Annotated in this window: 19 protein-coding genes and 1 pseudogene; 7 read left to right on the forward strand and 13 right to left on the reverse strand. The window is 62.3% G+C overall.

The genetic code is table 11. From position 1 onward, the window contains the following. Positions 1–186: 186 nt before the first annotated feature. Both DOM58_RS10870 and DOM58_RS10875 read left to right on the forward strand, forming a co-directional pair. A complete protein-coding gene (locus DOM58_RS10870; protein ID WP_110692835.1) occupies positions 187–1,125 on the forward strand; it encodes a LysR family transcriptional regulator in 939 nt (312 codons plus the stop codon). 78 nt (positions 1,126–1,203) lie between these two features. Next, positions 1,204–2,211 carry a glutathione S-transferase family protein gene (locus tag DOM58_RS10875; protein WP_110692836.1) on the forward strand — a complete coding sequence of 336 codons (1,008 nt, stop codon included), beginning with the start codon at positions 1,204–1,206 and terminating at the stop codon, positions 2,209–2,211. Between the two features lie 25 nt (positions 2,212–2,236). Here the strand turns inward: DOM58_RS10875 and DOM58_RS10880 are convergent, their stop codons facing one another. Next, entirely contained in the window at positions 2,237–2,704 is a 468-nt protein-coding gene (locus DOM58_RS10880; RefSeq protein WP_110692837.1) for a YaiI/YqxD family protein, read from the reverse strand. Positions 2,705–3,208: 504 nt separating this feature from the next. Between DOM58_RS10880 and DOM58_RS10885 the strand changes: the two genes are divergently transcribed. Then, positions 3,209–4,930 (forward strand): DEAD/DEAH box helicase, encoded by a 1,722-nt coding sequence (locus tag DOM58_RS10885; RefSeq protein ID WP_075563497.1) that lies wholly within the window; start codon positions 3,209–3,211, stop codon positions 4,928–4,930. 336 nt (positions 4,931–5,266) lie between these two features. Further along, on the forward strand, positions 5,267–6,247 hold the full coding sequence (locus tag DOM58_RS10890) for a GntR family transcriptional regulator (protein WP_110692838.1): 981 nt from the start codon (positions 5,267–5,269) through the stop codon (positions 6,245–6,247). Positions 6,248–6,253: 6 nt separating this feature from the next. Here DOM58_RS10890 and DOM58_RS10895 read toward each other — a convergent pair whose 3' ends face one another. The 6 genes from DOM58_RS10895 to DOM58_RS10920 all read right to left on the reverse strand — a co-directional run bounded on the left by DOM58_RS10895 (position 6,254) and on the right by DOM58_RS10920 (position 13,142). Next, positions 6,254–7,171: an NAD(P)-dependent oxidoreductase gene (locus tag DOM58_RS10895; RefSeq protein WP_110692839.1), complete on the reverse strand. Its 918-nt coding sequence runs from the start codon at positions 7,169–7,171 to the stop codon at positions 6,254–6,256. A 45-nt stretch (positions 7,172–7,216) separates the two neighbouring features. After that, positions 7,217–8,644: an FAD-binding oxidoreductase gene (locus DOM58_RS10900; RefSeq protein WP_110692840.1), complete on the reverse strand. Its 1,428-nt coding sequence runs from the start codon at positions 8,642–8,644 to the stop codon at positions 7,217–7,219. A gap of 145 nt (positions 8,645–8,789) precedes the next feature. Further along, complete coding sequence (locus tag DOM58_RS10905; RefSeq protein ID WP_110692841.1) at positions 8,790–10,046, reverse strand: TRAP transporter large permease; 1,257 nt, start codon at positions 10,044–10,046, stop codon at positions 8,790–8,792. Further along, positions 10,043–10,531, reverse strand: a complete 489-nt coding sequence (locus tag DOM58_RS10910) for a TRAP transporter small permease (RefSeq protein WP_075563501.1) — start codon at positions 10,529–10,531, stop codon at positions 10,043–10,045. The genes DOM58_RS10905 and DOM58_RS10910 overlap by 4 nt, the downstream gene beginning before the upstream one ends. 63 nt (positions 10,532–10,594) lie before the next feature. Next, the gene (locus DOM58_RS10915) at positions 10,595–11,692 is read right to left on the reverse strand and encodes a TRAP transporter substrate-binding protein (RefSeq protein ID WP_075563502.1); all 1,098 of its coding nucleotides are present in this window, start codon (positions 11,690–11,692) and stop codon (positions 10,595–10,597) included. Between the two features lie 151 nt (positions 11,693–11,843). Beyond that, on the reverse strand, positions 11,844–13,142 hold the full coding sequence (locus tag DOM58_RS10920; RefSeq protein WP_110692842.1) for an L-fuconate dehydratase: 1,299 nt from the start codon (positions 13,140–13,142) through the stop codon (positions 11,844–11,846). 271 nt (positions 13,143–13,413) lie between these two features. On the opposite strand from DOM58_RS10920, the gene DOM58_RS10925 reads away from it, so the two are divergent. Then, complete coding sequence (locus DOM58_RS10925) at positions 13,414–14,343, forward strand: LysR substrate-binding domain-containing protein (RefSeq protein ID WP_110692949.1); 930 nt, start codon at positions 13,414–13,416, stop codon at positions 14,341–14,343. Positions 14,344–14,418: 75 nt separating this feature from the next. Here the strand turns inward: DOM58_RS10925 and DOM58_RS10930 are convergent, their stop codons facing one another. The 5 genes from DOM58_RS10930 to DOM58_RS10950 are packed head-to-tail and all read right to left on the reverse strand — an operon-like array spanning position 14,419 to position 19,723. Continuing rightward, complete coding sequence (locus tag DOM58_RS10930; RefSeq protein WP_110692843.1) at positions 14,419–15,600, reverse strand: fumarylacetoacetate hydrolase family protein; 1,182 nt, start codon at positions 15,598–15,600, stop codon at positions 14,419–14,421. 47 nt (positions 15,601–15,647) lie between these two features. Then, positions 15,648–16,703 (reverse strand): Ldh family oxidoreductase, encoded by a 1,056-nt coding sequence (locus tag DOM58_RS10935; RefSeq protein ID WP_110692950.1) that lies wholly within the window; start codon positions 16,701–16,703, stop codon positions 15,648–15,650. Positions 16,704–16,720: 17 nt separating this feature from the next. Beyond that, positions 16,721–18,229 (reverse strand): tripartite tricarboxylate transporter permease, encoded by a 1,509-nt coding sequence (locus DOM58_RS10940; protein ID WP_110692844.1) that lies wholly within the window; start codon positions 18,227–18,229, stop codon positions 16,721–16,723. A 14-nt stretch (positions 18,230–18,243) separates the two neighbouring features. After that, positions 18,244–18,717 carry a tripartite tricarboxylate transporter TctB family protein gene (locus tag DOM58_RS10945; RefSeq protein WP_110692845.1) on the reverse strand — a complete coding sequence of 158 codons (474 nt, stop codon included), beginning with the start codon at positions 18,715–18,717 and terminating at the stop codon, positions 18,244–18,246. 28 nt (positions 18,718–18,745) lie between these two features. After that, on the reverse strand, positions 18,746–19,723 hold the full coding sequence (locus DOM58_RS10950) for a tripartite tricarboxylate transporter substrate binding protein (RefSeq protein WP_110692846.1): 978 nt from the start codon (positions 19,721–19,723) through the stop codon (positions 18,746–18,748). A gap of 467 nt (positions 19,724–20,190) precedes the next feature. On the opposite strand from DOM58_RS10950, the gene araD1 reads away from it, so the two are divergent. Then, positions 20,191–21,183 carry an AraD1 family protein gene (araD1, locus tag DOM58_RS10955; RefSeq protein ID WP_110692847.1) on the forward strand — a complete coding sequence of 331 codons (993 nt, stop codon included), beginning with the start codon at positions 20,191–20,193 and terminating at the stop codon, positions 21,181–21,183. A 117-nt stretch (positions 21,184–21,300) separates the two neighbouring features. Continuing rightward, a pseudogene (locus DOM58_RS10960) lies at positions 21,301–23,037 on the forward strand (IlvD/Edd family dehydratase); the annotation flags it as partial. 173 nt (positions 23,038–23,210) lie between these two features. Here the strand turns inward: DOM58_RS10960 and DOM58_RS10965 are convergent. Continuing rightward, positions 23,211–23,999 carry an SDR family oxidoreductase gene (locus DOM58_RS10965; protein WP_110692849.1) on the reverse strand — a complete coding sequence of 263 codons (789 nt, stop codon included), beginning with the start codon at positions 23,997–23,999 and terminating at the stop codon, positions 23,211–23,213. Positions 24,000–24,031 lie beyond the last annotated feature (32 nt).

The raw sequence follows: 24,031 nt of genomic DNA on the forward strand, positions 1-24,031 counted from the left end.
CTTTGTAAAAGTTTTTTTATTCGAGGTTGGTGGCTTGATAGCGCCAATTTAGCGTCCAACGTGACGTTGAGTAAGTCATAATGGCGGTCATGATTTCTGCTCTGTTAGCAGCAGGTCGATAACGAGACACGTCAGCGATCGCGGGTCATTTCGCTTGCCGGAATTTAGGGCTAGAGGGAGAAAATCGTGCCGAAAGTGACATTGCTGCAGTGGCAAATGCTGGCTGCGGTAGCGGATAGCGGTGGATTTGCCAAGGCGGCCGAAGTCGTTCACCGAAGTCCTTCGACGCTCAACCACGCCATCCACAAGATCGAGGAGCAGTTGGGGGTCGTACTTTTCGAACCGAAAGGTCGTCAGGTCGTGCTCACCGAGGCGGGAAGCCTCTTGCTGCGTCGAGCGCGTCAACTCATCGAGAATGCGGCGTCGTTGGAGGACGTGGCGGAGCGCCTGGCCGGCGGGTTGGAAGCGGAAGTCACGCTGGCCGTGGATCAGGTCTTTCCGGGGGATGCTCTGGCCGATGCGTTGACGCAGTTTTCGGCCGCGTTTCCTCATGTGCGCGTCCAGCTGTACGAAACCGTGCTCAACGGCGCTGTCGAAATGTTGTACGAGAGTCGGGCCGACCTGATCATATCGGGGGTCGTCGCGCAGGGGTTCCTGGGCGAGCCGATCGTCGAGGTGCCTTTTATCGCGGTGGCTCACCCGCAGCATCCACTACATCAATTGCAGCGTGAACTCGATCTGCGCGATCTGGAACGCCATCGTCAACTGGTCGTGCGCGATTCAGCCATCCATCAGCGACTCGACGCTGGCTGGTTGAAGGCGGAACAGCGCTGGACCCTGGGTCATCTATCGACATCGATCGATATGCTGGAACGGGGCCTGGGTTTCGCCTGGGTGCCGGAAACGCGCATTCGTTCGGCGCTGGACGAGGGACGCGTCAAAGCATTGCCGCTGCGCGCGGGCGGGGTGCGACGAGTGGCACTGCAGATATTCCATCGCGACGTCGATGGCGCGGGTCCCGCGACGCTGGCCCTGGCTCGGACACTGAAGGCCAGCGTGACAGCGAACTGTCCACGCGATGCCGTTTCCCCGAACCTGCATTCATCGATGCCGCCGAACGAATGAGTCGAGTTATTGCGCTCGACCTTGGGTCGCGGGGGCCTATCCTGTCAATCTAAAGACATCGAGTGGACAGGAGGCATCATGGGACTGCTTGTCGAGGGTGAATGGCGGGATCAGTGGTACGACACCAAGAGTCACGGTGGAGAGTTCGTTCGGGAATCCGCCAGGCTGCGGGACTGGGTCACGCCTTCGGGCGAGCCGGGTCCGGAAGGCCAGGCCGGGCTCGCAGCAGAGGCCGGGCGCTATCATCTCTATGTATCGTTGGCCTGCCCCTGGGCGCACCGCGCGCTGATCATGCGCAAATTGAAAGGATTGGAAGCGCTGATCGGTGTCTCTCATACCAGCCCGTTGATGCTCGACCAGGGTTGGTCCTACCGTATCGATGAAGGATCGAGTGGCGATGACATCAATCATGTCGATTTCCATCACCAGCTCTATACGCTGACCGATCCTCACTACTCCGGGCGGGTGACGGTCCCGGCACTATGGGATCGGCAACGACGGTGTATCGTCACCAACGAGTCCGCCGACATCGTGCGCATGCTGAATTCGGCCTTCGACGAGCTGACCGGCAATCGCTGGGACTTCTACCCCGTCAATTTGCGTGAGGTCATCGACGAGATCAATACGGACGTCTACGACAACGTCAACAACGGCGTCTACAAGACCGGGTTCGCGACCGAGCAGTCGGTCTACGAGAAACACTTTGCCGCGCTGTTCGCTTGCCTCGATCGTCTGGAGGCGCGCCTCGAGACGCAGCGTTATCTGGCAGGGCAATGGCTCACGGAAGCCGATATACGTCTGTTCACGACGTTGGTGCGTTTCGACCCGGTCTATCACGGGCATTTCAAATGCAATCGCCAGCGCATCGCCGACTATCCCAATCTGTCGAATTATCTACGCGAGCTGTATCAGTGGCCGGGCATTCGGGAGACGGTGGATTTCGATCACATCAAACGCCACTACTACTATAGCCACCCGACGATCAACCCGACTCGTATCGTTCCGGTGGGCCCGGCATTGGCACTGGACGAGCCCCATGATCGTGAACGGTTGCCGGGGCAGGGGATCCGCGGAACCCATCGATAAAAGGTGGGCGTCTCGAAGCCCGTTCTCAGGAACGGGCGTGACGCTGCAGCCATCGATCCAGGGCATTGGCGAATTCGCGGCGATCCCCGTCGGTGTAGGCGTTGGGGCCTTGGGTGTGCTCGCCGCTGGCGCGCAACGTCTCCATGAAATCGCGCATCTGCACGCGTGACTTGATATTGTCGAGGGTCAGGCGCTCTCCCCGAGTGGTCATGACTTCGGCGCCGCGTTCGATCACCTCCTGCGCCAATGGCAGGTCGCTGGTGATCACCAGATCGCCGGCAGTCGCGGCTTCGACGATCGCGTTATCCGCCGCATCGAAACCCTGCGCCACCGTGCGAGACTTGACCCAGGCCGACGGCGGTAGTCGTAGCGCGTGGTTGGCCACCATCCAGGTTTGGGTATGAGTGCGCTCGGCGGCACGAATGATGATGTCGCGGGCTACCCGGGGGCAGGCGTCGGCATCGATCCACAGCGTGGGTTTGGGTGTCGGCATGGCAAGAGGGCTCAAGGTGCTGGAATTCAATGTGCTAGAATTCAAGGTGCTGGAATAAGTTACTGGAATAAGGCACTGGAACAAACAGCGTTGAAGCCAGTCTACGGCCTTCGATCGATCGCTTCATCTGTCGGATTTTTACGTTCCGGTGGTGAAACGCCTACACCAATGGTATAGTGGCACTTCCTCGCATGTGTTGACCCCACCATCCTGCCGATATGTCTGTAATCGACGCCATCGACCTGTGAATCGATGCCCAGCACCGGACGTATCTCGTACATGACGCACGGCATAGCCGTTTTTCGCGTCCGGATGCAATGATGGAGCGCCTAGATCGGTTGATAATGAGTTCAACCGGGCGCATCAAGGTCGCCACATACGCTATCGCTTCGTGACTCGCGAGACGATAAGCGCAATGCCTGGTGCGACCGGCATTCAGTGGTGATCACGCCACCGATGCCATGACATTTTCGCCGGTGCCTACCGGCCACTCCAAGGTGTGAAATGACCTCGACTGTTACTGCTTCGCCTAGCTTTGGCGATCTGGCTCTGTTGCCGGAAGTACTGACTGCCCTCGAAACCCTGGGCTATGAAATCCCGTCACCGATCCAGACGCAGACGATTCCTGCGCTCCTGGAAGGACGTGACATGCTGGGCCAGGCGCAGACCGGTACCGGCAAGACTGCAGCGTTCGCGCTGCCCCTGCTGAGCCGACTCGATCTCGGCCGGCGTGAACCGCAAGTATTGGTGCTGGCACCGACCCGTGAACTGGCGCAGCAAGTCGCCGTGTCGTTCACCAAGTACGGCCAGAATCTGAAAGGCCTGGAAGTCGCGACGTTGTGCGGCGGCCAGGACTATCGCGAGCAGCTTTCGGCGCTGAAGCGTGGCGCCCAGGTTGTCGTGGGTACGCCGGGTCGTGTCATCGATCACTTGGATCGTAAAAGTCTCAAGCTCGACGGTCTGTCGGCGCTGGTTCTCGACGAAGCCGACGAGATGCTGCGCATGGGCTTCATCGATGACGTCAAGCGCGTCGTCGCGGACACCCCGAAGAATGCCCAGCGCGTGTTCTTCTCGGCCACGCTGCCGAGCGAAATCGAGCGCATCGTCAATCGTTATCTGGTGGATCCGGTCAAGGTCACGATCGATTCCAAGATCAGTACCGGCGAGAACATCAAGCAGCGTGTGGTGCGTGTCGAAGGCCCCAGCAAACTGGAAGCGCTGGCGCGTATCCTGGAAGTCGAAGCGGTCGACGCGGCCATCGTTTTCGTGCGTACCCGTGCCGCCTGCACCACGCTGGTCGAGCAGCTTACCGCTCGTGGCGTCAACGCTGCCGGCCTGTCGGGCGATCTCGATCAGAGCCTGCGTGAACGCACCGTGACGCGTCTCAAGCGTAGCAAGGTCGACGTACTGGTCGCCACTGACGTGGCGGCTCGTGGTCTCGATGTGCCGCGAATCACGCACGTCATCAACTACGACCTGCCGCAGGATTCCGAGGCCTACATCCACCGTATCGGTCGTACCGGCCGTGCGGGCCGCGACGGTATCGCCATTACCTTCGCCGGTGGCCGTGAATCGCGCAAAGTGCGTTGGGTCGAGCAGGCGACCGGTCAGTCGATGACCGAAATGCCGCTGCCCGACGATGCGGCGATTCGTGCCCATCGCGACGATCGTTTCAGTGCGCGCCTGCGTGAAATGCTCGATGCCGGGTCGGCCCATCAGCGTGGGCTGATCGAGAAGCTGGTCGAGGAAGGTCACGATCCGATCGATCTGGCCGCAGCGCTGGCGACATTGGCGCGTGGTGGAGAAGCTCCGATCGGTCGCATCACCAACGCCCCGGCCCGTCGCGAGAATGGCCGGGATGGCGGTCGCGAAGGCGGCAATCGTGAGCGTGGCGGCCCGCGTCAGCGTGACAGCGCGCCTCGCGAAGGCATGACTCGCTATCGCGTGTCGGTTGGCCACAAGGATGGCGTCAAGCCGGGCCAGCTGGTCGGCGCTCTGGCCAACGAAGGGGGAATCGAAGGCGGCCGTATCGGGCGTATCGATATCCGTAACGCCTTCTCCGTGGTCGAACTGCCGAGCGGACTGCCGGCCTCGATTCTGACCAAGATGGCCCGAGCCCGCGTTGGCGGCCGCTCGCTGGAGATCGCGGAAGATCAGGGCTCACCCGAGCGCGCACCGCGTCGTCGTACCGACGGCGATGCACCGGTCCGTCGTTCGCAGGCCTGATTCGCGAGCCAGACCGGCCAGCGGGGCCCGCCTCGCTGACGTTCAAACGCCGTCCACCTTTGTGGGCGGCGTTTTCTTTTGTCTGGCGGTTCGATCTGTCCGCGTTCTCTGGGTCGACTCGGAAAAGCCCCGGCGCTACCTGGAGCAGGTCCGAGGTCTGCCTGTGGGATAGTCACTGTCGGACAGTGATGACGGACAGTGATGACGGACAGCCCCTGTATGTCACGGATAGTCCCTATGTCTGGCAGCCAGTGACGATCTTTGTATGCAATACTCGTTATCGCTGAATCGTGGCACGTCCCGATTTGTCCCCTACATTCGGCGGGAATGAGGTTGATGGCGAAGACGCTCAAGGATCAATTGTACGACGCGCTGTTGCGCAGCATGGCCAGCGGGCATCTGGAGCCGGGTCTGGTTCTGCTCGAGGGCAATATCGCCGATATTTTCGGCATGAGTCGTTCGCCGGTTCGCCAGACGCTGGGGCGTCTGCACGATGAGGGCGCGATCAGTCGTTTCGAAGGGCGGGGGTTCCTGGTGGGACGTGAACCTCGCGCGATCGTGCGACGTTCGTTGACCGCTGCAGACTTCCGAGCTGCCGGCGGACAGGCTTCCGTCAAACGCACCGAGTCCTGGCGCGCGTTGGCCGAGAAGGTCGAGCACGATGTCGTACTGTGTTCGATGAAAGGCCGCTTCGAGCTCAACGAACTGCAACTGGCCAAGTCGCTGGATGTCAGTCGTGCCACGACGTATCGAATCCTGCTGCAGCTGCAGTCTCTGGGCGTGGTCGAGAAGATCAAGTACAGCAGCTGGAACGTGGTGCCGCTGGACGATGATCGGCTCCATCAGCTCTACGAGGCTCGGCGACAGTTGGAGCCGTTCATGATCGCACATGCCTGTGAGCGCATAGCCGACAAGGAGATCGTCCGGTATCTCGATCGACTCGATCAGGCTCAGGCCCGCTATCCCGCCGTGCAGGCAAGCCAGCTCGATGCGCTGGAAAACGATCTCCATCACGAAGCGCTGGAGAGTGGCGGCAATGCCGAAATTCTGATCATGCTCCAGCGCACGCGGCCGATCCTGCTGATCAGCAAGCACTTGCTGGATGGGGAGATCGAGCTGCCGCCGGGCGATCCCTTCTTCGCGGCGCACCGGGAAGTCTTCGAGGCCATGCGGGCGCGTCGTTCCACGCTCGCCAGCTCGGCGCTGCATCGACACCTTCAGGCTTCGGAATCGCTGGTTCAGGAGCGACTGGCCAATTTCCGACATGCCGGTGAATTACGGACACCAAGATACCTGCGTTGGCTCGGCCAGCGCTGAACTCGGTCAATCCACCGGCATGCCGTTGCGCCGGCGAAGTTCCCGAATCAATCCGCTGTGATCCAGCTCGCCGTCGCCATGGCTCAGCATGTCGCCGAACAATGCATCGGCCTGACGACTGACCGGTAGATCCAGTCCCAGTCGATTCATTTCCGCGATGGCGGTCTGGGTATCCTTGTACTGCCATTTGGCGGCGCCGCCGGGGGCGAAGTCTCCCTCGAGCATGCGCTGACCGTGCATCTTGAGAATCGTCGAATCGGCGAAGCCGCCCATCAGGGCCATTCTCACCTGGGCGGGATCGGCACCGCCGCGTTCCGCCAGGAGTAGTGCTTCCGCCACAGTGGCAATCGTATTGGCCACGATCATCTGATTGGCGAGTTTGGCAAGCTGGCCGCTTCCGGCAGGGCCCACGTGAGTGGGGCGGCCGAAGTTCTGCAACAGCGTCTGGCAGCTGTCGAACACCGCGGCATCGCCGCCGGCCATGATCGCCAGGGTGCCGTCGATGGCGCCGCGTTCGCCCCCGGAAACCGGCGCATCCAGATAGCCGATTCCATGTCGGGCGGCGATGGTCGCCTGATGGCGGGCGGTATCCACCGGAATCGAGCTCATCACGACCAGAATGCTATCCGGCGACATCGCGGCGATGACGCCGTCGTCGCCCAGTAGAATCTCGTCGCATACCGGCCCGGCGCTCAGCATGACGATGACGACATCGGCGCCGCGTGCAGCGGCCATGGCCGAGCTGACCGCTTCGACACCGGCTTGTTGCAGAGGAATCAGCTTGTCTGGCGTGCGGTTCCAGGCTCGGACGCGATGCCCGGCCGCGGCCAGGCGACTGGCCATGGGTGCACCCATGATGCCGGTCCCGAGGACCCCCACAGTGCGAGACGTCTGTTCCGAGAGGGAGGCGTGCGAATCAGTCATGGGTGGTTCCTGAGCGAGGTGGTGCCGCGTTCGAAGTCTGGCCGCTCATTCGATCGGGCGGGGCAGAATTCGGCCGGGTGACATCAAGTATCGTGGATCGAGCAGACGCTTGAGACCTCGCATGATCTCGTATTCGGGCTCCGGCAACGTCTCCAGGAAGGCGGTCTGCTTGAAGCGCCCGATGCCATGCTCGGCACTGATGCTGCCATCGAAGTCGTCGACGATTTCGAATAGGCGTTCTTCCAGTTCGTGCAGCAGTGCCGCACGCGCTTCGGCCTCGAGCCCGGGCGGTGGCAGGATATTGAAATGCAGGTTGCCATCGCCGATATGGCCGTAGGCGATGATCGTTGCCTGCGGGCACAGCGCCTGGATCTCGTCGGAGGCGCGTTGATGGAAAGCGGTCAGCGACGAGATGGGTAGCGAGACATCCGTGCGCAGATGTTCGCCGCGATTGCGCTGGCCTTCGAGCATCGCTTCGCGAATGTGCCACAGGTTGCGAGCCTGAGTATCGCTGCTGGCAAGCACGCCATCGGTCAGCACGCCAGCCTCGAATCCGCGCTCGAACAGATTCTCGATCATCGCCTCGAGATCGACCGGTCCGCTGGCGGCCGCCTCCATCAGTACGTAGACCGGGGAGGGCGCCTCGAGCGGATCGCGCAGGTCGGGTGACGCTTCCATGGCGAGCTCAAGACAGGTTCGCGGCACCAGTTCGAAGGCGGTCAGCAGATCACAGCAACTGCGTCGTGCCAGGGCGTAGAGACCGAGCACGGCATCGATGTCCGGGCAGGCGAGCAGGGCGGTACGGCTGACCTGGGGGCGGGGAAAGAGCTTGAGCACGGCGCCCGTGACTATGCCAAGCGTCCCTTCCGCGCCGATGAACAACTGCTTCAGATCGTAGCCGGCATTGTTCTTGTGCAGTGCCTTCATGCCGTTGTAGATGCGCCCGTCCGGCAGCACCACCTCGAGCCCCAGCACCAGCTGTCGCATCATGCCGTAGCGCAATACGTTGAGGCCGCCGGCGTTGGTCGAGACATTGCCGCCGATCTGACAGCTTCCCTGGGCACCAAGCGACAGCGGGAAATCGCAGTCGGCCGCTTCGGCGGCGTCCTTGATCGACTGCAGCACGCAGCCGCCGTCGACGCTCATGGAGAAGTTGATGGGATCGACCTGGCGCACCGACGCCATTCGCTCGAGACTGACGACCAGTTCCGGATAGTCCGCGTCGGGTAGCGCCCCGCCCACCAGACCGCTGTGACCGCCCTGGGGGACCAGCGGAATGTCATGGCGATGACAATATCCCACCACGTCGGCCACCTGGCGGGTCGTTGTGGGGCGGGCTACTGCAAGCGGCTCGGCGCCGCGGTAACCCGGCCAGTCGATACGGTAGCGCTCCATGTCGTCGCCATGGGTCAGCAGCCCGCCCTTGCCCAGCAAAGCTGCCAGATCGTCGAGCACCGCGTTGTGCGTGGTCATGAGCCACCTCTCGAGACGTGATCGCGGCAGGCGTACTCGTCACGCGCACCATCGCGAGAGATCTCGCCACAAGAGGTGTCATCACAACGGGCGCCGGCGCAGGGGAGATTGTCGAAACCCTTCAGCATCATCGAAACACCTCGTCTCAGCGATACCACAGCACGATCTGCGGGAAGAGCAGGAACAGCGCCAGCAGCGCGATCAGCGTGAAATAGAAAGGCAGCAGGCTCTTGACCAGGCTCTCCATACCGACCTTGCCCACGCCGCAGCCGACATAAAGTACCGTCCCGACGGGGGGCGTGATCAGCCCGATCCCCAGCACGAACGACATCAGCACACCGAAATAGACCGGATCGATGCCCAGTTTGACCACGACCGGGGTCATCAGCGGGGCCAGAATTACCATCGCCGGGGTCAGGTCCATGAAGAAACCCACGACCAGCAGAAATGCGGTCAGTATCAGCAACAGCAGCAGCCGGTTCTCAGTGATGGTCGACAGGCTCACCACTAGCTGTTGCGGAATCATGTTGGCCGTCAGCAGCCAGGCCAGCACGCTCGCAAAAGCCAGCAGCAGCATCACGACGCCGGTGAGTTTGCCGGTAGCGATGCAGAGTTCGAAGAAGCGTTTCAGCGTCAGGCTACGGTAGATGAAGAACGACACCGCGAAGGCGTAGACCAGCGCGATCGCCGCGCTTTCGGTCGGTGTGAACACGCCCGACAGAATGCCGCCGACGATGATCACCGGCAGCAGCAGGGCCAGCAGCGATTCCTTCAGTGCGGCAAACAGTTCCGGCACGGAAAACGGCTGGCCGCGGCCGTTCTTGCGCGACTGTACATAGGTGGTGATCGCCAGGCCCAGCGTGATCAGGATGCCAGGCACGATACCCGCCATGAACAGCTGCGAGATCGAGGTATTGGTCACCACGCCGAACAGAATCATCGGGATCGACGGCGGGATGATGATGCCGACCACCGAGGCGGCGACCACGATGGCGGTTGCCAGCGGCGCGCTATAACGGTGCTGCTTCATCGGTTCGATCATCATGCTGCCCACGGCCGAGGCATCGGCCACGGCGGAGCCGCTGATGCCGCCGAAGAACATCGAGGTCAACACCGCGACCTGGCCCAGACCGCCGGCGACGAATCCGACCAGGGCGCTGGCGAGACGTACCAGCCGTGTGGCGATACCTCCGGCACTCATCACCTCGCCGACCAGAATGAACAGCGGGATCGCCAGCAGCGGGAAGGAATCCAGACCGTTGACCGCCTGAGAGACGATCGGCGACAGCGAGTAGCCGGATTCGAAGAAGATAAACAGGCTGATGGCCGCCAGACCGAACGAGATCGGCATGCCAATGACGATACAGACCGCCAGCCCTATCAGAATGCTCCACAGGATCATGGCGTCTTGCTCCGAAACAGGCCAACCAGGGCAATGGTGTTGGCGATCATGGTCAGAATCGCCATTACCGGCATGGCGCTATAGAGGAAAGTCTGCGGAATGCCCAGCATCGGGGTGGCGCTGGTGTAGCCCGAGATGACTTCATTGAACCCGAGCAGGATGCAGATGCAGACGATGTAGATGATGGCGATGCTCAGCAGCACGGCCGCCTTGCGCAGCCCGGCAGGGGCCTTGTCGCGGAAGAAGGTGACTGCCACGTGTTCGTTGCCGAGACTGCCGACACCGGCGCCCAGCAGCACCAGCCAGATGAACAGTACCCGGGACAGCTCTTCGGCCCAGGTATAGGAATAGTTGAGAACGAAACGGCCAAAGACGTTGGCCGTGACGCAAAAGACGACGCCCAGCACGAGAAGCCCGGCAGCGATTTCCAGCGTTTGACGCAGCCAGCCCAGGAGACCCCGGGTAGCAGGGGAGTCGGCACTCATCATGACCTCCGTCATCACACAAGGTTCGCCGCCAGCGCCCATGCGCCGGCGGCGAAGCGACACTTACTTCGAGTCGACCTTCGACTCGGCGCGGATGCGGTCGATCAAGTCGCCGCCGATCTTTTCACGCCAGTCGTCGTAGACCGGGGCCAGATCCTTCTGGAAGACAGCGACCTGTTCCGGCGTCAGCTCGGTGATCTTCATGCCGTCATCCTTCAGTTCCTGCTTGATCTGATCGTTCATGACGCGGCTGACGTGGCGCTCGTAGTCGCCCATCTGCTTGGCGGCATCACGCAGCAGCTGCTGATAACTCTCCGGTAGCCGCTTCCAGGTGCGCTCGGAGACCAGCGTAATGAATGGCGTGTAGACGTGGTTCGTCTCGGTGGCGTACGGCTGCACTTCGTTGAACTTGGAAGACTCGATGGTGATCCACGGGTTTTCCTGGCCGTCGACTACGCCCTGCTCCAGCGCGGTGAACAGCTCGGCGAACGACATCGGTGTCGGGTTGGCCCCGAGCGTACGCCAGATATCCAGATGGATCGGATTCTGCATGGTGCGGACTTTCAGGCCATCGAGATCGGCGGGTGAGGTCACGGCATGTTCGCTGTTGGTCAGCTGGCGATAACCGTTTTCTGACCAGCCGATAGCCACCAGCCCTTTGGTCGAAGCGTCCTTGAGCATCTGCTGGCCGATATCGCCATCGAGCACCTTGTCGGCGATCTCGGGCGTCGGGAACAGGAACGGCAGATCGAACACCGCGAACTGCGGGAACATGCTGACCATGGGTGAAGTGGAAGGCGCCGTCATGTCCAGCGTACCGGCCTGCAGTGCGCTGACCGACTGGAGATCGTCGCCAAGCTGGGCACTGTGGAATGTCTGGACCTTGATATGGTTGTCGCTGCGCTGCTCGACGATCTTCTTGAAATACTCCAGACCACGATACTGGGCACTGGACTGCGTCAAACCGATGTTGAACTTGATGTTGTAGTCGTTGCCATCGCCTTTGACGACATCACCGGTGACGTCCGGGAACGGAGGCATCTCGGTGGCAGCCACCGCCGACAGGCTGGTCAAGCTCAGCACCGCGGCTGCCATCAGCGTTGTCAGCGAGGAACGAGCGCGGGGGCGCGTACTGCGATGGGAAGGTGTGATTGTTGTCATCTTCAACTCCAGAGCGTGAATGGCGTGAAAAGCCTGTATGGCCTGCGAAAGGGCGCTGCCGTTTGTCGGCGGCGCCCCAATGCTCGGGGTGGCGGCGTGAGCGGCACCAAGGGTCGATCTTCAGGTGCCCGTGCCAGCAGTGCCTGAACCGCTATTGCCAGGCACTACCGCCGGGAAACTGGTGTGCGCTCAGCGATTCCGGCTTCATGGTGACGCCGTAGCCCGGGGCCTGCGGAACGAGATAGTGTCCGCGGCGCATCTGTACCGGATCGACGAAGTGCTCATGCAGATGGTCGACGTACTCGAGCAGCCGGCCTTCCAGCGAGCCGGACACCGCGATGTAGTCGAACATCGAGATATGCTGGGTGTATTCGCACAGGCCGACGCCGCCGCCGTGCGGGCAAACCGGAATGTCATACTTGGCGGCCAGCAGTAGCACTACGATCACTTCGTTGAGCCCGCCCAGACGGGCGGCATCGAGCTGGCAGAAGTCGATCGCATCGGCCTGAAACAGCTGCTTGAACATCACCCGGTTATGGCAGTGCTCGCCAGTGGCCACGCCAATCGGGGCCAGGCGATGACGAATCTCGGCGTGCCCCAGGATGTCGTCGGGGCTGGTCGGCTCCTCGATCCAGTGGGGGCGAAACTCGGCCAATCGGCGCATGTTGACGATCGCCTCGTCGACATCCCACATCTGGTTGGCGTCCATCATCAGCAAGCGCTCCTCGCCGATCTCCTCGCGCAGAATGCGCGCTCGTCGGCGGTCCTCCTCGATATCGCCACCGACTTTCTGCTTGAAGTGCTCCCAGCCCTCGGCGATGGCCTCGCGGCAGAGCACGCGCATCTTCTCTTCGGAGTAGCCCAGCCAGCCGGCGGATGTGGTATAGGCGGGATAGCCGTGCTCGCGCATGGCGGCTTCGCGCTCGGCCTTGCCCGCTTCACGACCCTTGAGCAGGCCGATCGCTTCCTCCGGCGTCAACGCATCGGTGACGAAACGGAAGTCGAGACAGCGCACCAGTTCCTCGGGGCTCATGTCGGCCAGCAGCTTCCAGACCGGCTTGCCTTCGCACTTGGCCCATAGATCCCAGACGGCATTGATCATCGCGGCACTGGCCAGGTGAATGACGCCTTTTTCCGGCCCCAGCCAGCGCAGTTGGCTATCGCCGCTGGTCAGTTCGCGCCAGTAGGCGCCCATATTGGCGGTGATATCCGATAGCGAGCGCCCTTCCAAGCGAGAAGCCAGCGACTCGACGGCCGCCACACAGATCTCGTTGCCGCGACCGATGGTGAAGGTCAGGCCATGGCCGGTGACGTCATCGCCGGCGTCGGTATGCAGGATGACGTAGGTGGCCGAATAGTCCGGGGCGGCGTTCATCGCGTCCGAGCCGTCCAGCTCGCGGGAGGTCGGGAAGCGAATATCTTGAACCTCGACCCGCTGGATCTTGGGCATGCTGAGAATATTCCTTGAAAATCATTACCGAATTGTAGAAAAAACAGGACGATCTGTTGGCGACGTAGTTAACGATAATACGTCCCGTATTGTTTGCTGATTTTCTCGTGATTCGGGATGAGTGCGCCGTTTTATCGCCAGCGATCGACGTCTGTTTTCTGATATATCGCTAGCGTAATTGGCGGTATAGTCCGGTGGCTAATCTTTTTTTATGTTACCCCGATAACCGGGGGTTATTATTTTAGACTAAAGCCTTATGCGGGTGATCACGATGTCCGACGATAGTCGTATACACGTCAAGGGTTGGATGCGTATCAAGCATCTGGTGCTGCTGGTAACGCTGGATGAAAGTCGAAATCTCCACGCCACGTCGCGCCACATGAATATGAGCCAGCCCGCGGCCAGCAAGATGCTCAAGGATATCGAGACGTTCTTCGGCATGACGCTTTTCTATCGGCTGCCCCGCAGCATGGAGATCACCGATTCAGGCCGCCTGTTGGTGCGCTATGCCCGCAGCATTCTCAATGATACCGACCGCCTGATCGACGAGCTGGTATCAATGCGGGAAGGGGGATACGGCAAGTTGGTCATCGGCGCGGTACCGGGGGCAGCGCCGCTGCTGTTGCCCAAGGCGATCAACACGATCAAGTCACGGCGGCCGCAACTGGCGGTGAGTCTGTTCGAGAACTCCAGCGATCGGCTGCTGGCGGACCTGGAATACAAGCGCCTGGATGTGGTGATCGGTCGCGTGACGGAAAACGCTCAGCACCAGCTATTCGATTTTCTGCCGCTGCAGGCGGAACCGGTCTCGATCGTGGTGAGAGCCGGTCACCCACTCTGTGAACGTTCGCCGGGGCTGAGCGAAGTCGTGCGCTGGCCATGGGTTCTGCATCCGATGAACAGCCCGATGCGGGGGCTGTTCGAGATCGCGCTGGCAGAGGAGGGAATATCGACACCGCGCAACGTGGTGGAAACCACCTCGACACAGACGACGCTGCAGCTGGTCAGCTCATCGGATGCTATCGCGTTGCTGCCGACATCGGTGCTCAAGACGGCCGTCTCGGCGGGGAAGTTCACGGCGCTGCCGCTGGTGATCGGTGAGCCGTTGGGCTACTACGGCGTGTTGACCCGAAAGGAAGAGGAAATTTCCGACGTGGTCGAAGAGTTCATCGACACGTTGCTGATGCGAGACCGCTCATGAATGGCGATCACCGTCACCGCTGTCATCGAGGAGCGGCGACGGTGATCTTGCTGCAGGTTTCCCGGAAGTCTTGCCTCAGCGCTGACTGAGATGGGCCAGCAGCGCGCGGATGCCGAAAGTCCAGGGGGGCAGGCGGTCGCTGCGATCGACGACGTTGGTCAGCGCTCCCAGCTTGGGCGTGGCGATGGTCACGCGGTCGCCGAGATGATGGGTAAAGCCCTGACCTTCGCCGTCGCGATCCTGGATCGGCGAGAACATGGTGCCGAGAAACAGCATGAAACCATCCGGATACTGGTGATGGGCGCCGTAGGTCTGCGCCACCAGATCCAGCGGGTCGCGGCTGATCTCGCGCATGTCGCTCTTTCCTTCCAGCACGAAGTCGTCGTCGCTGCCTTCGATGCGTAGCGAGACCTGGGCACTGCGCACGTCATCGATCCCGAAGTGATCATCGAAAAGGCGGATGAACGGGCCGATCGAGCACGACGCGTTGTTGTCCTTGGCCTTGCCCAGCAGCAGGGCGCTGCGACCCTCGACATCGCGCAGATTGACGTCGTTGCCGAGCGTGGCCCCGCGGACATGCCCTTCGGCATCCACCGCCAGCACGATTTCCGGCTCCGGGTTGTTCCATTCGGAAGCCGGGTGCAACCCGACGCGGGCGCCGTGGCCGACGGCCGACAGCGGCTGCGCCTTGGAAAAGACTTCGGCGTCGGGGCCGATGCCGACTTCCATGTACTGCGACCAGCCACCGCGCGCCTGCAGTTCTGCCTTGAGCGCCATCGCCTCGTCCGAGCCGGGCTTGATCCGCGACAGATCGCCACCGATCAGCGACTGGATCTCCTGACGCAGTTCGCCGGCGCGCTTGAGATCACCGCCAGCCTGCTCCTCGATCACCCGCTCCAGCAGGCTGACCGCGAAGGTGACGCCGCACGCCTTGATCGCCTGCACGTCGCACGGTGCCAGCAGGTAGGGCGCTCGTGGCGTATCGCCGTGACCATTGGCCAGCACCTCGTCAAGCGTGCCGATTGTCTTGCCCGGTGCCTCGCGAACCAGATAGGCGGCATCGTCGCGTTCCAGCAGATCGGCCATGGTCGAGACGTGGTCGGAGAGATCGATCAGCTCGTCGCCGCGCACTGCCACCACGGCGGGGCCGGCGCGGCCGATGGTGGACTCTGCGCCATCGGCGAGCCAGGCTCTCCCGACCAGCAGCGCTCGTTCGGCATCGTCGGGAAGGCAATGATCGTGAGTGGTTGAAGCCATGAAAAAACGAACTCCTTGGGAAAAGGGAAGGGATGGACGCTGAGCGGTCAGCCGAACGGTGTCGTTCCCGCCAGGGACGAGTCTGCCACGGCTTCGCGCATGGCATCGACAACATCCGTCGGCAACGGAATACCGTTGTCGAGATAGTCTCGGCGTCGGGCCAGGCCTGCCTGGCCAGGCAGGCGAACCGGCTTTTCGGGGTCGCGCGGGCGGCTGTCGAGGCAACGTCTGGCCACGTGATCGGTCTCGTCGAGAAAGGACTCCACGCCGCCGAAGCGTGCCGGATCGATCACCATGACCATCACCGACGCGCCCCAGCCGTCGGGTGAATCCTTGCGACCGAAGCCCGAGAGCGCCGAGGTCAATGCCTCGACCATCAACCCCAGTGCGAAGCCCTTGTGGCCGAACGCCAGCTCACCCAAGGGCAGGATACTCCCTTCGGGAGAAGCGAAGTAATCCTCGGGATCGTCGCTGACCGCGCCGTGGCCGGTCAGGATAGCCGGATGCTCGAGCCGGTCGCCAGCGGCGCGGGTCTTGCCGACGGTGCCGTTGGTGATGGTCGACATGCTGACATCGATCAGCAGCGGCTGCTCGCGTCCGGGGATGCCGATCGCCAACGGATTGGGCGTGTACACGCGATCCAGGCCGCCGTAGGGCGCCACCGAAGCGACCGCCGGGTCCGAGGTCAGGATCAACGGAATCAGATTGGCCTCGACCAGCGGCTGCAGATACGCGGCCAGACACGCGATGTGATGCGAGCGCTTGAGACTGACCATGCCGATGCCGAACGCGCTGGCGGCTTCCCGGCACTGGTCCAGGGCGCGCTGGACCAGATAGGGGCCCAGCAGGTAGTGGCCGTCGAACAGTGCCGCAACCGGGCTGTTCTGGTGAATCTCGATCCGCGTGTGGTCGCCACTGGCATGCCCCGCCTTGAGATCCTTGAGATAGCCGCTGGCCAGTTTCACCCCGTGGGTGTGATGCCCGAGCAGGTCTCCCTCGACCAGAATGCGCGCGGTGGTGTCCGCGACCTCGGGACTCGCCCCGTTTTCCGTGAACAGCGTGGTCAGTGTGGAGCGCAGATTGGCGGCGTCATAACGTGTCATGAAGACCTCGGCTAGCATTATTTTTCGGGACGGGCTTGCGGCGTGCCGCGCCGTCGGCGAAACAGCTTGATCAGAGACGGCAGCACCCAGATCAGAATGACCAACGCACCCAGCGCCGCACTGATCGGGCGCTCGAAGAAGGCCAGCAGATCGCCGTTGGATTTCAGCATCGAACTCATGAAGCTGTTCTCCAACGTACCGCCGAGTACCAGCCCGAGAATGGCGGGCGCCATGGGAAAGTCGTTGCGCGCCAGCACGAAGGCCACCATCCCGATGATCAGCATGATCCAGATATCGGTGACCGAATTGTTGATGGCAAAAGCGCCGACGATGCAGAAGCTCAGGATCACCGGCATCAACAGCTTGCGCGGGGTCAGGATGAAGACCTTCGAGGCGCGGATGGCGAGGTAGCCGATCGGCAGCATGATCAGGTTGGCGACGAAGAACACCGTGAACAGGGCGTAGACCTGGCCGCCGCCGTTCATGAAGATGGTCGGGCCGGGATTCATGCCCTTCATGTAGAGCACCCCGATCACGATGGCAGTGATGGTATCGCCGGGGATGCCGAACACCAGCGCCGGGACCCAGGCGCCGCTGATGCCGGAGTTGTTGGCCGAGCTGGCGTCGACGATCCCTTCGATATGGCCCGTGCCGTACTTCTCTTTTTCCTTGGAGCGACTCTTGCCTGCCGCGTAGGCGATCCAGGCGGCGATGTCCGCCCCGGCGCCGGGGAGCGCGCCGATCAGCGTACCCAGCGAGCTGCCGCGCAGAATATTGCGCCAGTAGGTTCTGATGTGCCCCGGCGCGCTGGCGAAGACGCTGTCCTTGGCCATCACCGGGACGCTGCGCGCTTCGGCCCGCGAGCCGTAGAACATCATGATCTCGTTGAGCGCGAACATGCCGATCATTACCGGAATGAAATTGACCCCGGCCATCAGGTCGGGCACGCCAAAGGTGAAGCGCGGCGCGCCGCTCATCATGTCTAGCCCCACGGTCGATAGCAGCAGCCCCACCGTCAACGACAGGAACGCTTTGACCCGAGAGCCGATGGCAATGAAGATCGAACTGCTCAGGCCCAGCAGCGCGAGCCAGAAGTATTCGAACGAACTGAAATTGAGCGCCATTTCGGCTAGCGAAGGCGAGACGAAGACCAGGACCAGCGTGCCGAACAGCCCGCCGATGACCGAGCACACCAGATTGGTGCCAAGTGTCTCGCGAGCGCGGCCTTTCTGGGCGAGGCGATAGGATTCCCCGACATAGGCCGCCGAGGCCGGCGTGCCGGGTATGTTGAGATAGGTGCCGGGGATGTCACCGGCAAAGATGGCCATCGCCGAAGTGGCCACGATGGCGGCAATGGCCGGGGTCGCATCCATGTAGAACGTGATCGGTACCAGCAGGGCGACCGCCATGGTGGCGGTCAGACCGGGAATGGCGCCGACGAACAGGCCGAACACGGACGCCGCGACAATGACCAGCATCGTCTGGGCGTTGAACACCATTGCCAGGCCTTGTAGAAAATCGTCCATGGGCGGTCACCAGGCTAAGGTAGGAGTTGGGAGAGCAGAATGCCTTCCGGCAACGGGATCAGCAGGTAGCGTGAAAACAGCAGATAGATCGCCGCCGCGATGACGATCGAGACGAGCAACGACAGCCATAGTTTGGCGCCTCGAAGCAGCATCAGAACCAGCATGCTCAGGGCCATGCAGGGCGCCGCGCCCAGCCACTCGCTGGTCAGGATATAGAAGACGATCAGCGCGCAGGGCAGCAGGGAAATCAGCAGGCCGCGGTAATCGTATTTCGAGGCCTGGGATCGGGGACCGGCGAACGCGCTTTTGAGCGCACCTACCCGGGTCAGGGTCAATACCAGCCCACCGATCACCATTCCCCCGCCGATCAGCGAGGGGAATAGTGACGGGCCGAACTGCAGCGCAGGCATGGTCGGGTAGGTCTGGGCGACGGCGATGACCACGCCGCCGCCGATCACGAACGCCAGCCCGAGCAGGAAATCTCTCATGAAGTCGTCTCCCGGTCGGGTCGTCGGGTCACTTGGCCAGGCCTACCTGTTCGACGATCTTGCCGAAGCGCTCGTCCTGTTCGGCCATGAGCTTGCCGAAGTCGTCCGCGTCGCGCCATTCGGTGCCGAAACCCTGCTTGGCCATGAAGTTCTGGTAGGTGTCGCTGTTATAGGCCGCTTCGACGGCTTTCTCGAGCGTGTCGACAACGGCCGGGTCCATCCCTTTGGGCCCTGCGATACCGCGCCACTCACCAATGGTGTAGTCGCTGCCGATAGCCTCTTTCAGCGTGGGAACGTTGGGGAAGCTGTCGAGGCGCTCCGGCGCCATGATCGCCAGGCTCCGCGCCTTGCCGGCATCGACCATCGAGCGGCCCTCGGGAACCGAACTGGGCACGATATCGATACTGCCGGCCGCCATTTCGGTCATGGCCGGTGCCGCGCCCTGGCTGGGGATCCAGGAGACGCGATCGGCTTCCAGGCCCTGATCGAGCAGGAAGCCGGCGAAGGCAAGATGCCACACGCCGCCCTGGCCGGTGCCGGAGGCGGTATAGGTTCGCGCGGGCTCGCTCTTGACCTTGTCGACCAACGACTGAACCGAGTCGAAAGGACCGTCGGCAGCCACTTGAATGCCGGCATAGTCGTAGTTGATCTGGGCGATGGGGGTGTAATCCTGGTAGGTCAACTGCGTCAGCCCCTGCCAATGCATCATGTTGATCTCGCCGGTGATCAGGCCAAGCGTATAGCCGTCGGGCTTGGCCATCGCCATGGCGGTGTGTCCCACCACACCGCTGCCACCGGTACGGTTGACCACGTTGACCGTCTGACCGAGTTCCTCTTCCAGTGCCGCGGCGATGGTTCGGGCGGTGGCATCGGTTCCGCCGCCGGCCGCCCACGGCACGATCAAGGTGATCGGCTTTTCGGGATAATCCGCCATTGCCGGCAGGGGAAGCAGCAACGACAAACCCAGCAATCCTGCGAGATGAGTACGGGTGATCGACGTCTTCATGGCGTGTCTCCTGAGGAGCGATATTTTATGTGGTTATTGGCAGGCTTTTCGCTCAATGAAGCTATGTTTTATGACTATTGAATGCAATAAGCGTATTGGCTAGACATTGGTATTACGCTTGAAGGCTTATCGGAACGATTTACCTGAAGAGATCCCTGGAATGCTTGCCGATAAATGGGTATTTGGCCTGATTTTTCAACGGTATTCGGTCGGGTTTCCGATAAGGGGCGGGCGCCGCAGATCGCTGTGATGTCTAGATTACGCCGGTTCGCGCCGGGCGTATTTGCTCCGAAAGTCTATGTTGTACTTATCTGCCATATGTTCAACATAGGCGCTAGTGTCGTCATGGGTGGTTGTTGCGCCGCATCCATCGGACGCGTTCGGTGACCGTGGCCACTGAACAGGAATGCCGCCGAGGGCTGTCAGCGACGGTGGCGAGAATCGTAGTCAACTCGAGGAGGTAGGTAATGCGCCTGATACAGTGTCTGAACGATGATCGGCTGACCGTGGCGATGGTCCTGAGCGAACGGGAGGTTCAGGTCGTCAATGCTGATGAAGGCGTCTACGGCCTGGCCAAGCGCGCCATCGACGAAGACCTGCCGCTGACGTCGGTGGTCGAAGCCGCGCTGACCGAAACCCGGCTCGACTACGCCAAGCTCATTGATGAGCGGCGTCTGCTGCCGCCACTGACGCACCCGGATCCGGCGCACTGTCTGGTGACGGGGACGGGGCTGACCCATCTCGGCAGTGCCGATACACGTTCGGCGATGCATTCGGCCGACAAGGTCGATGAGAGTGAACTCACCGATTCCATGCGCATGTTCCGCATGGGTGTCGAGGCCGGCAAGCCAAAGGCGGGAGAGGTCGGGCCACAGCCGGAGTGGTTCTACAAGGGAGACGGCGACTGCGTGGTGGCACCGGAAACCGAGATTCCGTCCCCGGCTTTTGCTCAGGATGCCGGCGAAGAACCGGAACTCGCCGGCCTCTACGTGATCGGCAGAAACGGCCAACCGTGGCGAGTCGGTTACGCCGTCGGCAACGAGTTCTCCGATCATGTCACCGAGCGTTTCAACTACCTGTGGCTGGCGCACTCCAAGCTACGCGCCTGCAGCTTCGGCCCGGAACTGTTCATCGGCGAACTGCCGGAAAATCTGGAAGGCACCAGCCGGATCGTGCGCGACGGGCGCACACTATGGGAAAAACCGTTCCTGACCGGCGAGGGCAACATGGCCCACAGTCTGGCCAACCTCGAGCATCACCACTTCAAGTACCGCAACTTTCGCCGGCCGGGCGACGTGCATGTGCATTTCTTCGGTACCGCCACGCTGAGCTTCGCCGACAAGATCGTGGTCGAGCCGGGTGATCGCTACGAGATCGACCTGCCGGCGCTGGGCAGACCCTTGCGCAACACCCTGGGTAGCGAAGCGGACTTCGGCTATTCAGCGGCGAAAGCGCTGTAACCCCGGCCCATCGGCGCCCCTGGCTGGCAGCTTCCACCGTTGCATTCACGTTACAGCGGGCCAGAGGGCGACTTTGCAGCTTCCACGACCATCAATTTGCTTGAGAGAGTTTCGAACATGCCCCAACGTCCCCGCCGAACCCCCGACCAGCTGCGGTCGCGCTGGTGGTTCGACAACCCCGAGCACGCCGGTACCACGGCGCTGTGTCTCGAGCGTTACATGAACTACGGCATTACCCTGGAAGAGCTTTCTTCGGGCAAGCCGATCATCGGTATCGCCCAGTCGGGCTCCGATCTGACACCCTGCAACCGCCATCACATTCAACTGGTGGAGCGGGTCAAGGCCGGCATCCGGGCAGCCGGTGGCGTGCCGTTCGAATTTCCGCTGCATCCGATTCACGAGAACGTGCGCCGGCCCACCGCCGCGCTGGATCGCAACCTCGCCTATCTGGGCCTGGTCGAAGTGCTCCACGGCTATCCGCTCGATGGCGTACTGCTGACCACCGGCTGCGACAAGACCACGCCGGCCTGTCTGATGGCCGCCGCCACTGCCGATATTCCGGCGATCGTGCTGTCCGGTGGGCCGATGCTCAACGGCTGGCGAGGCAAGGACCGCGTCGGCTCCGGCACCATCGTCTGGGAATTGCGCAAGCGGATGGCCACCGGCGAGATCGACTATCCCGAATTCCTGGCTCGGATCGCGGACTCGGCACCCTCGGTGGGGCACTGCAACACCATGGGAACGGCCTCGACCATGAACTCGATGGCCGAAGCACTGGGCATGAGCCTGCCGGGTTCGGCGATGATTCCCGCGCCCTACAAGGAGCGGCCGATGGTCGCCTACGCCACCGGCGCGCGCATCGTCGAGATGGTATGGGAGGATCTGCGTCCGAGCGACATCATGACGCGTGAGGCGTTCGAGAACGCCATCGTGGTCTGCTCGGCGCTGGGCGGCTCGAGCAATGCGCCCGTCCATATCAACGCGATTGCCCGCCATGCCGGAATCGAACTGACCAACGACGACTGGCAGCGACTCGGCCACGATATCCCGCTGCTGGCCAATGTGATGCCGGCGGGCGCTTATCTGGGCGAGGAGTTCTTCCGGGCGGGCGGTGTTCCGGCCGTGGTGCATGAGTTGCTGACGGCGGGGCGGCTTCACGGCGATGCGCTGACCGTCAACGGCCAAACGCTACACACCAACTGTTTCGGCCAGGAGACGCAGGACGAGGACGTCATCCTGCGCTACGACCAGCCGCTGGTGGAATCGGCGGGCTTCCTCAATCTCAAGGGCAATCTGTTCGACTCGGCGCTGATGAAGACCAGCGTGATCTCGGACGATTTCCGTCGTCGTTATCTCTCCAACCCCGGCGATCTCGACGCCTTCGAGGGCAAGGTCGCGGTGTTCGATGGCTCCGAGGACTACCACGCGCGCATCGACGATCCGGCGCTCGGGATCGACGCGAACACCATTCTGGTGATGCGCGGCGCCGGTCCGGTGGGCCATCCCGGTGGCGCCGAGGTGGTCAACATGCAGCCGCCGGAAGCGCTGATCAAGCAGGGTATCGAATCGCTGCCATGTCTGGGCGACGGCCGTCAGTCGGGAACTTCTGGCTCGCCGTCGATTCTCAACGCCTCGCCGGAAGCGGCAACCGGCGGTGGTCTGGCATTGCTGGAGAGTGGTGACCGGATTCGGATCGACCTCAAGCGGGGCGAAGCCAATCTGCTGATCGGCGACGACGAACTGGCGGCGCGGCGCGCGAAGCTCGAGGCCGAAGGCGGCTATCCCTATCGCGATCATCAGACGCCGTGGCAGGAGATCCAGCGCTCGATGGTCGAGCAGCTCGATCGCGGCATGNNAGCCACGAGCCACGAGCTGCCTGCAGCTGGCATTCGAAAAATCGACAACGCCGGGCTTTCGAGTCCGGCGTTTTGGGTACCGCAGCGCGGTGCGCAGAGGCTGGCCCCGAGGATCTGGACTTCAGCGCGCAGTGGATGGGCGATTTGGACGATGGCGCGGCTTCGGGCGCCCTAGAAGGTCCCCGGATAAGCGCCGCCGTCGAGCAGCACGTTCTGACCGATCATGTAGGCGGCCTGCTGGCTGCAGAGAAAGGCGCAGACCTGGCCGAATTCTTCGGGCGTGCCGAAGCGCCCGGCGGGAATGGCCTCCATGCGGGCTTGGGCCATCTCCTCGTGGGAGCGACCGCTGTTGCTGGCGGCCTTGTCGATGCCGCCTCTCAGCCGCTGGGTATCGAAGGCGCCGGGCAGCAGATTGTTGAGGGTCACATTGCGGCTGGCCAGACTCGATTGGCGCGCGGTGCCGGCGACGAACCCGGTCAACCCGCTGCGGGCGCCGTTGGAGAGCCCCAGCACATCGATCGGCGCTTTCACCGCCGAAGAGGTGATGTTGACGACACGTCCGAAACCGCGCTCGGCCATGCCATCGACGCAGGCCTGAATCAGCGCGATGGGGGTAAGCATGTTGGCTTCCACCGCCGCGAGCCAGTCCTGCCGGGTCCACTCGCGGAAATCCCCGGGCGGCGGCCCGCCGTTGTTGTTGATCAGAATGTCGACCTGGGGGCAGGCGGCGAGCAGGGCTTGCTGCACGGCCGGCGTACCGATATCACCGGCAACCGACCGCACTTCGATTGCGGGATCGAGTGCACGCAGCTCCTCGGCGACCGCCTCGAGCGTTTCCTCGCGACGGGAGTTGATGACCAGATTGACGCCTTCTTTCGCCAGCGCAATCGCGCAGCCCTTACCCAGCCCTTGGCTGGCGGCACAGACGATGGCCCAGCGGCCGCGAATACCGAAATCCATGGTGTTTTCCTCTCGTGAGATCAGGGCGGACA

It is taken from the genome of Salinicola halophyticus, assembly GCF_003206695.1.
In the GTDB taxonomy this organism is placed as follows: domain Bacteria; phylum Pseudomonadota; class Gammaproteobacteria; order Pseudomonadales; family Halomonadaceae; genus Salinicola; species Salinicola halophyticus.

Excerpts from the sequence above, each read along its gene's own strand:
- DOM58_RS10900 (WP_110692840.1), bottom strand. The coding sequence starts at position 8,644 with ATGACCACGCACAACGCGGTGCTCGACGATCTGGCAGCTTTGCTGGGC.
- DOM58_RS10915 (WP_075563502.1), bottom strand. The coding sequence starts at position 11,692 with ATGACAACAATCACACCTTCCCATCGCAGTACGCGCCCCCGCGCTCGT.
- DOM58_RS10965 (WP_110692849.1), bottom strand. The coding sequence starts at position 23,999 with ATGGATTTCGGTATTCGCGGCCGCTGGGCCATCGTCTGTGCCGCCAGC.
- DOM58_RS10885 (WP_075563497.1), top strand. The coding sequence starts at position 3,209 with ATGACCTCGACTGTTACTGCTTCGCCTAGCTTTGGCGATCTGGCTCTG.
- DOM58_RS10895 (WP_110692839.1), bottom strand. The coding sequence starts at position 7,171 with ATGACTGATTCGCACGCCTCCCTCTCGGAACAGACGTCTCGCACTGTG.
- DOM58_RS10920 (WP_110692842.1), bottom strand. The coding sequence starts at position 13,142 with ATGCCCAAGATCCAGCGGGTCGAGGTTCAAGATATTCGCTTCCCGACC.
- DOM58_RS10940 (WP_110692844.1), bottom strand. The coding sequence starts at position 18,229 with ATGGACGATTTTCTACAAGGCCTGGCAATGGTGTTCAACGCCCAGACG.
- DOM58_RS10875 (WP_110692836.1), top strand. The coding sequence starts at position 1,204 with ATGGGACTGCTTGTCGAGGGTGAATGGCGGGATCAGTGGTACGACACC.
- DOM58_RS10930 (WP_110692843.1), bottom strand. The coding sequence starts at position 15,600 with ATGGCTTCAACCACTCACGATCATTGCCTTCCCGACGATGCCGAACGA.
- DOM58_RS10890 (WP_110692838.1), top strand. The coding sequence starts at position 5,267 with ATGGCGAAGACGCTCAAGGATCAATTGTACGACGCGCTGTTGCGCAGC.
- DOM58_RS10945 (WP_110692845.1), bottom strand. The coding sequence starts at position 18,717 with ATGAGAGATTTCCTGCTCGGGCTGGCGTTCGTGATCGGCGGCGGCGTG.
- DOM58_RS10935 (WP_110692950.1), bottom strand. The coding sequence starts at position 16,703 with ATGACACGTTATGACGCCGCCAATCTGCGCTCCACACTGACCACGCTG.
- DOM58_RS10880 (WP_110692837.1), bottom strand. The coding sequence starts at position 2,704 with ATGCCGACACCCAAACCCACGCTGTGGATCGATGCCGACGCCTGCCCC.
- araD1 (WP_110692847.1), top strand. The coding sequence starts at position 20,191 with ATGCGCCTGATACAGTGTCTGAACGATGATCGGCTGACCGTGGCGATG.
- DOM58_RS10905 (WP_110692841.1), bottom strand. The coding sequence starts at position 10,046 with ATGATCCTGTGGAGCATTCTGATAGGGCTGGCGGTCTGTATCGTCATT.
- DOM58_RS10950 (WP_110692846.1), bottom strand. The coding sequence starts at position 19,723 with ATGAAGACGTCGATCACCCGTACTCATCTCGCAGGATTGCTGGGTTTG.
- DOM58_RS10925 (WP_110692949.1), top strand. The coding sequence starts at position 13,414 with ATGTCCGACGATAGTCGTATACACGTCAAGGGTTGGATGCGTATCAAG.
- DOM58_RS10910 (WP_075563501.1), bottom strand. The coding sequence starts at position 10,531 with ATGAGTGCCGACTCCCCTGCTACCCGGGGTCTCCTGGGCTGGCTGCGT.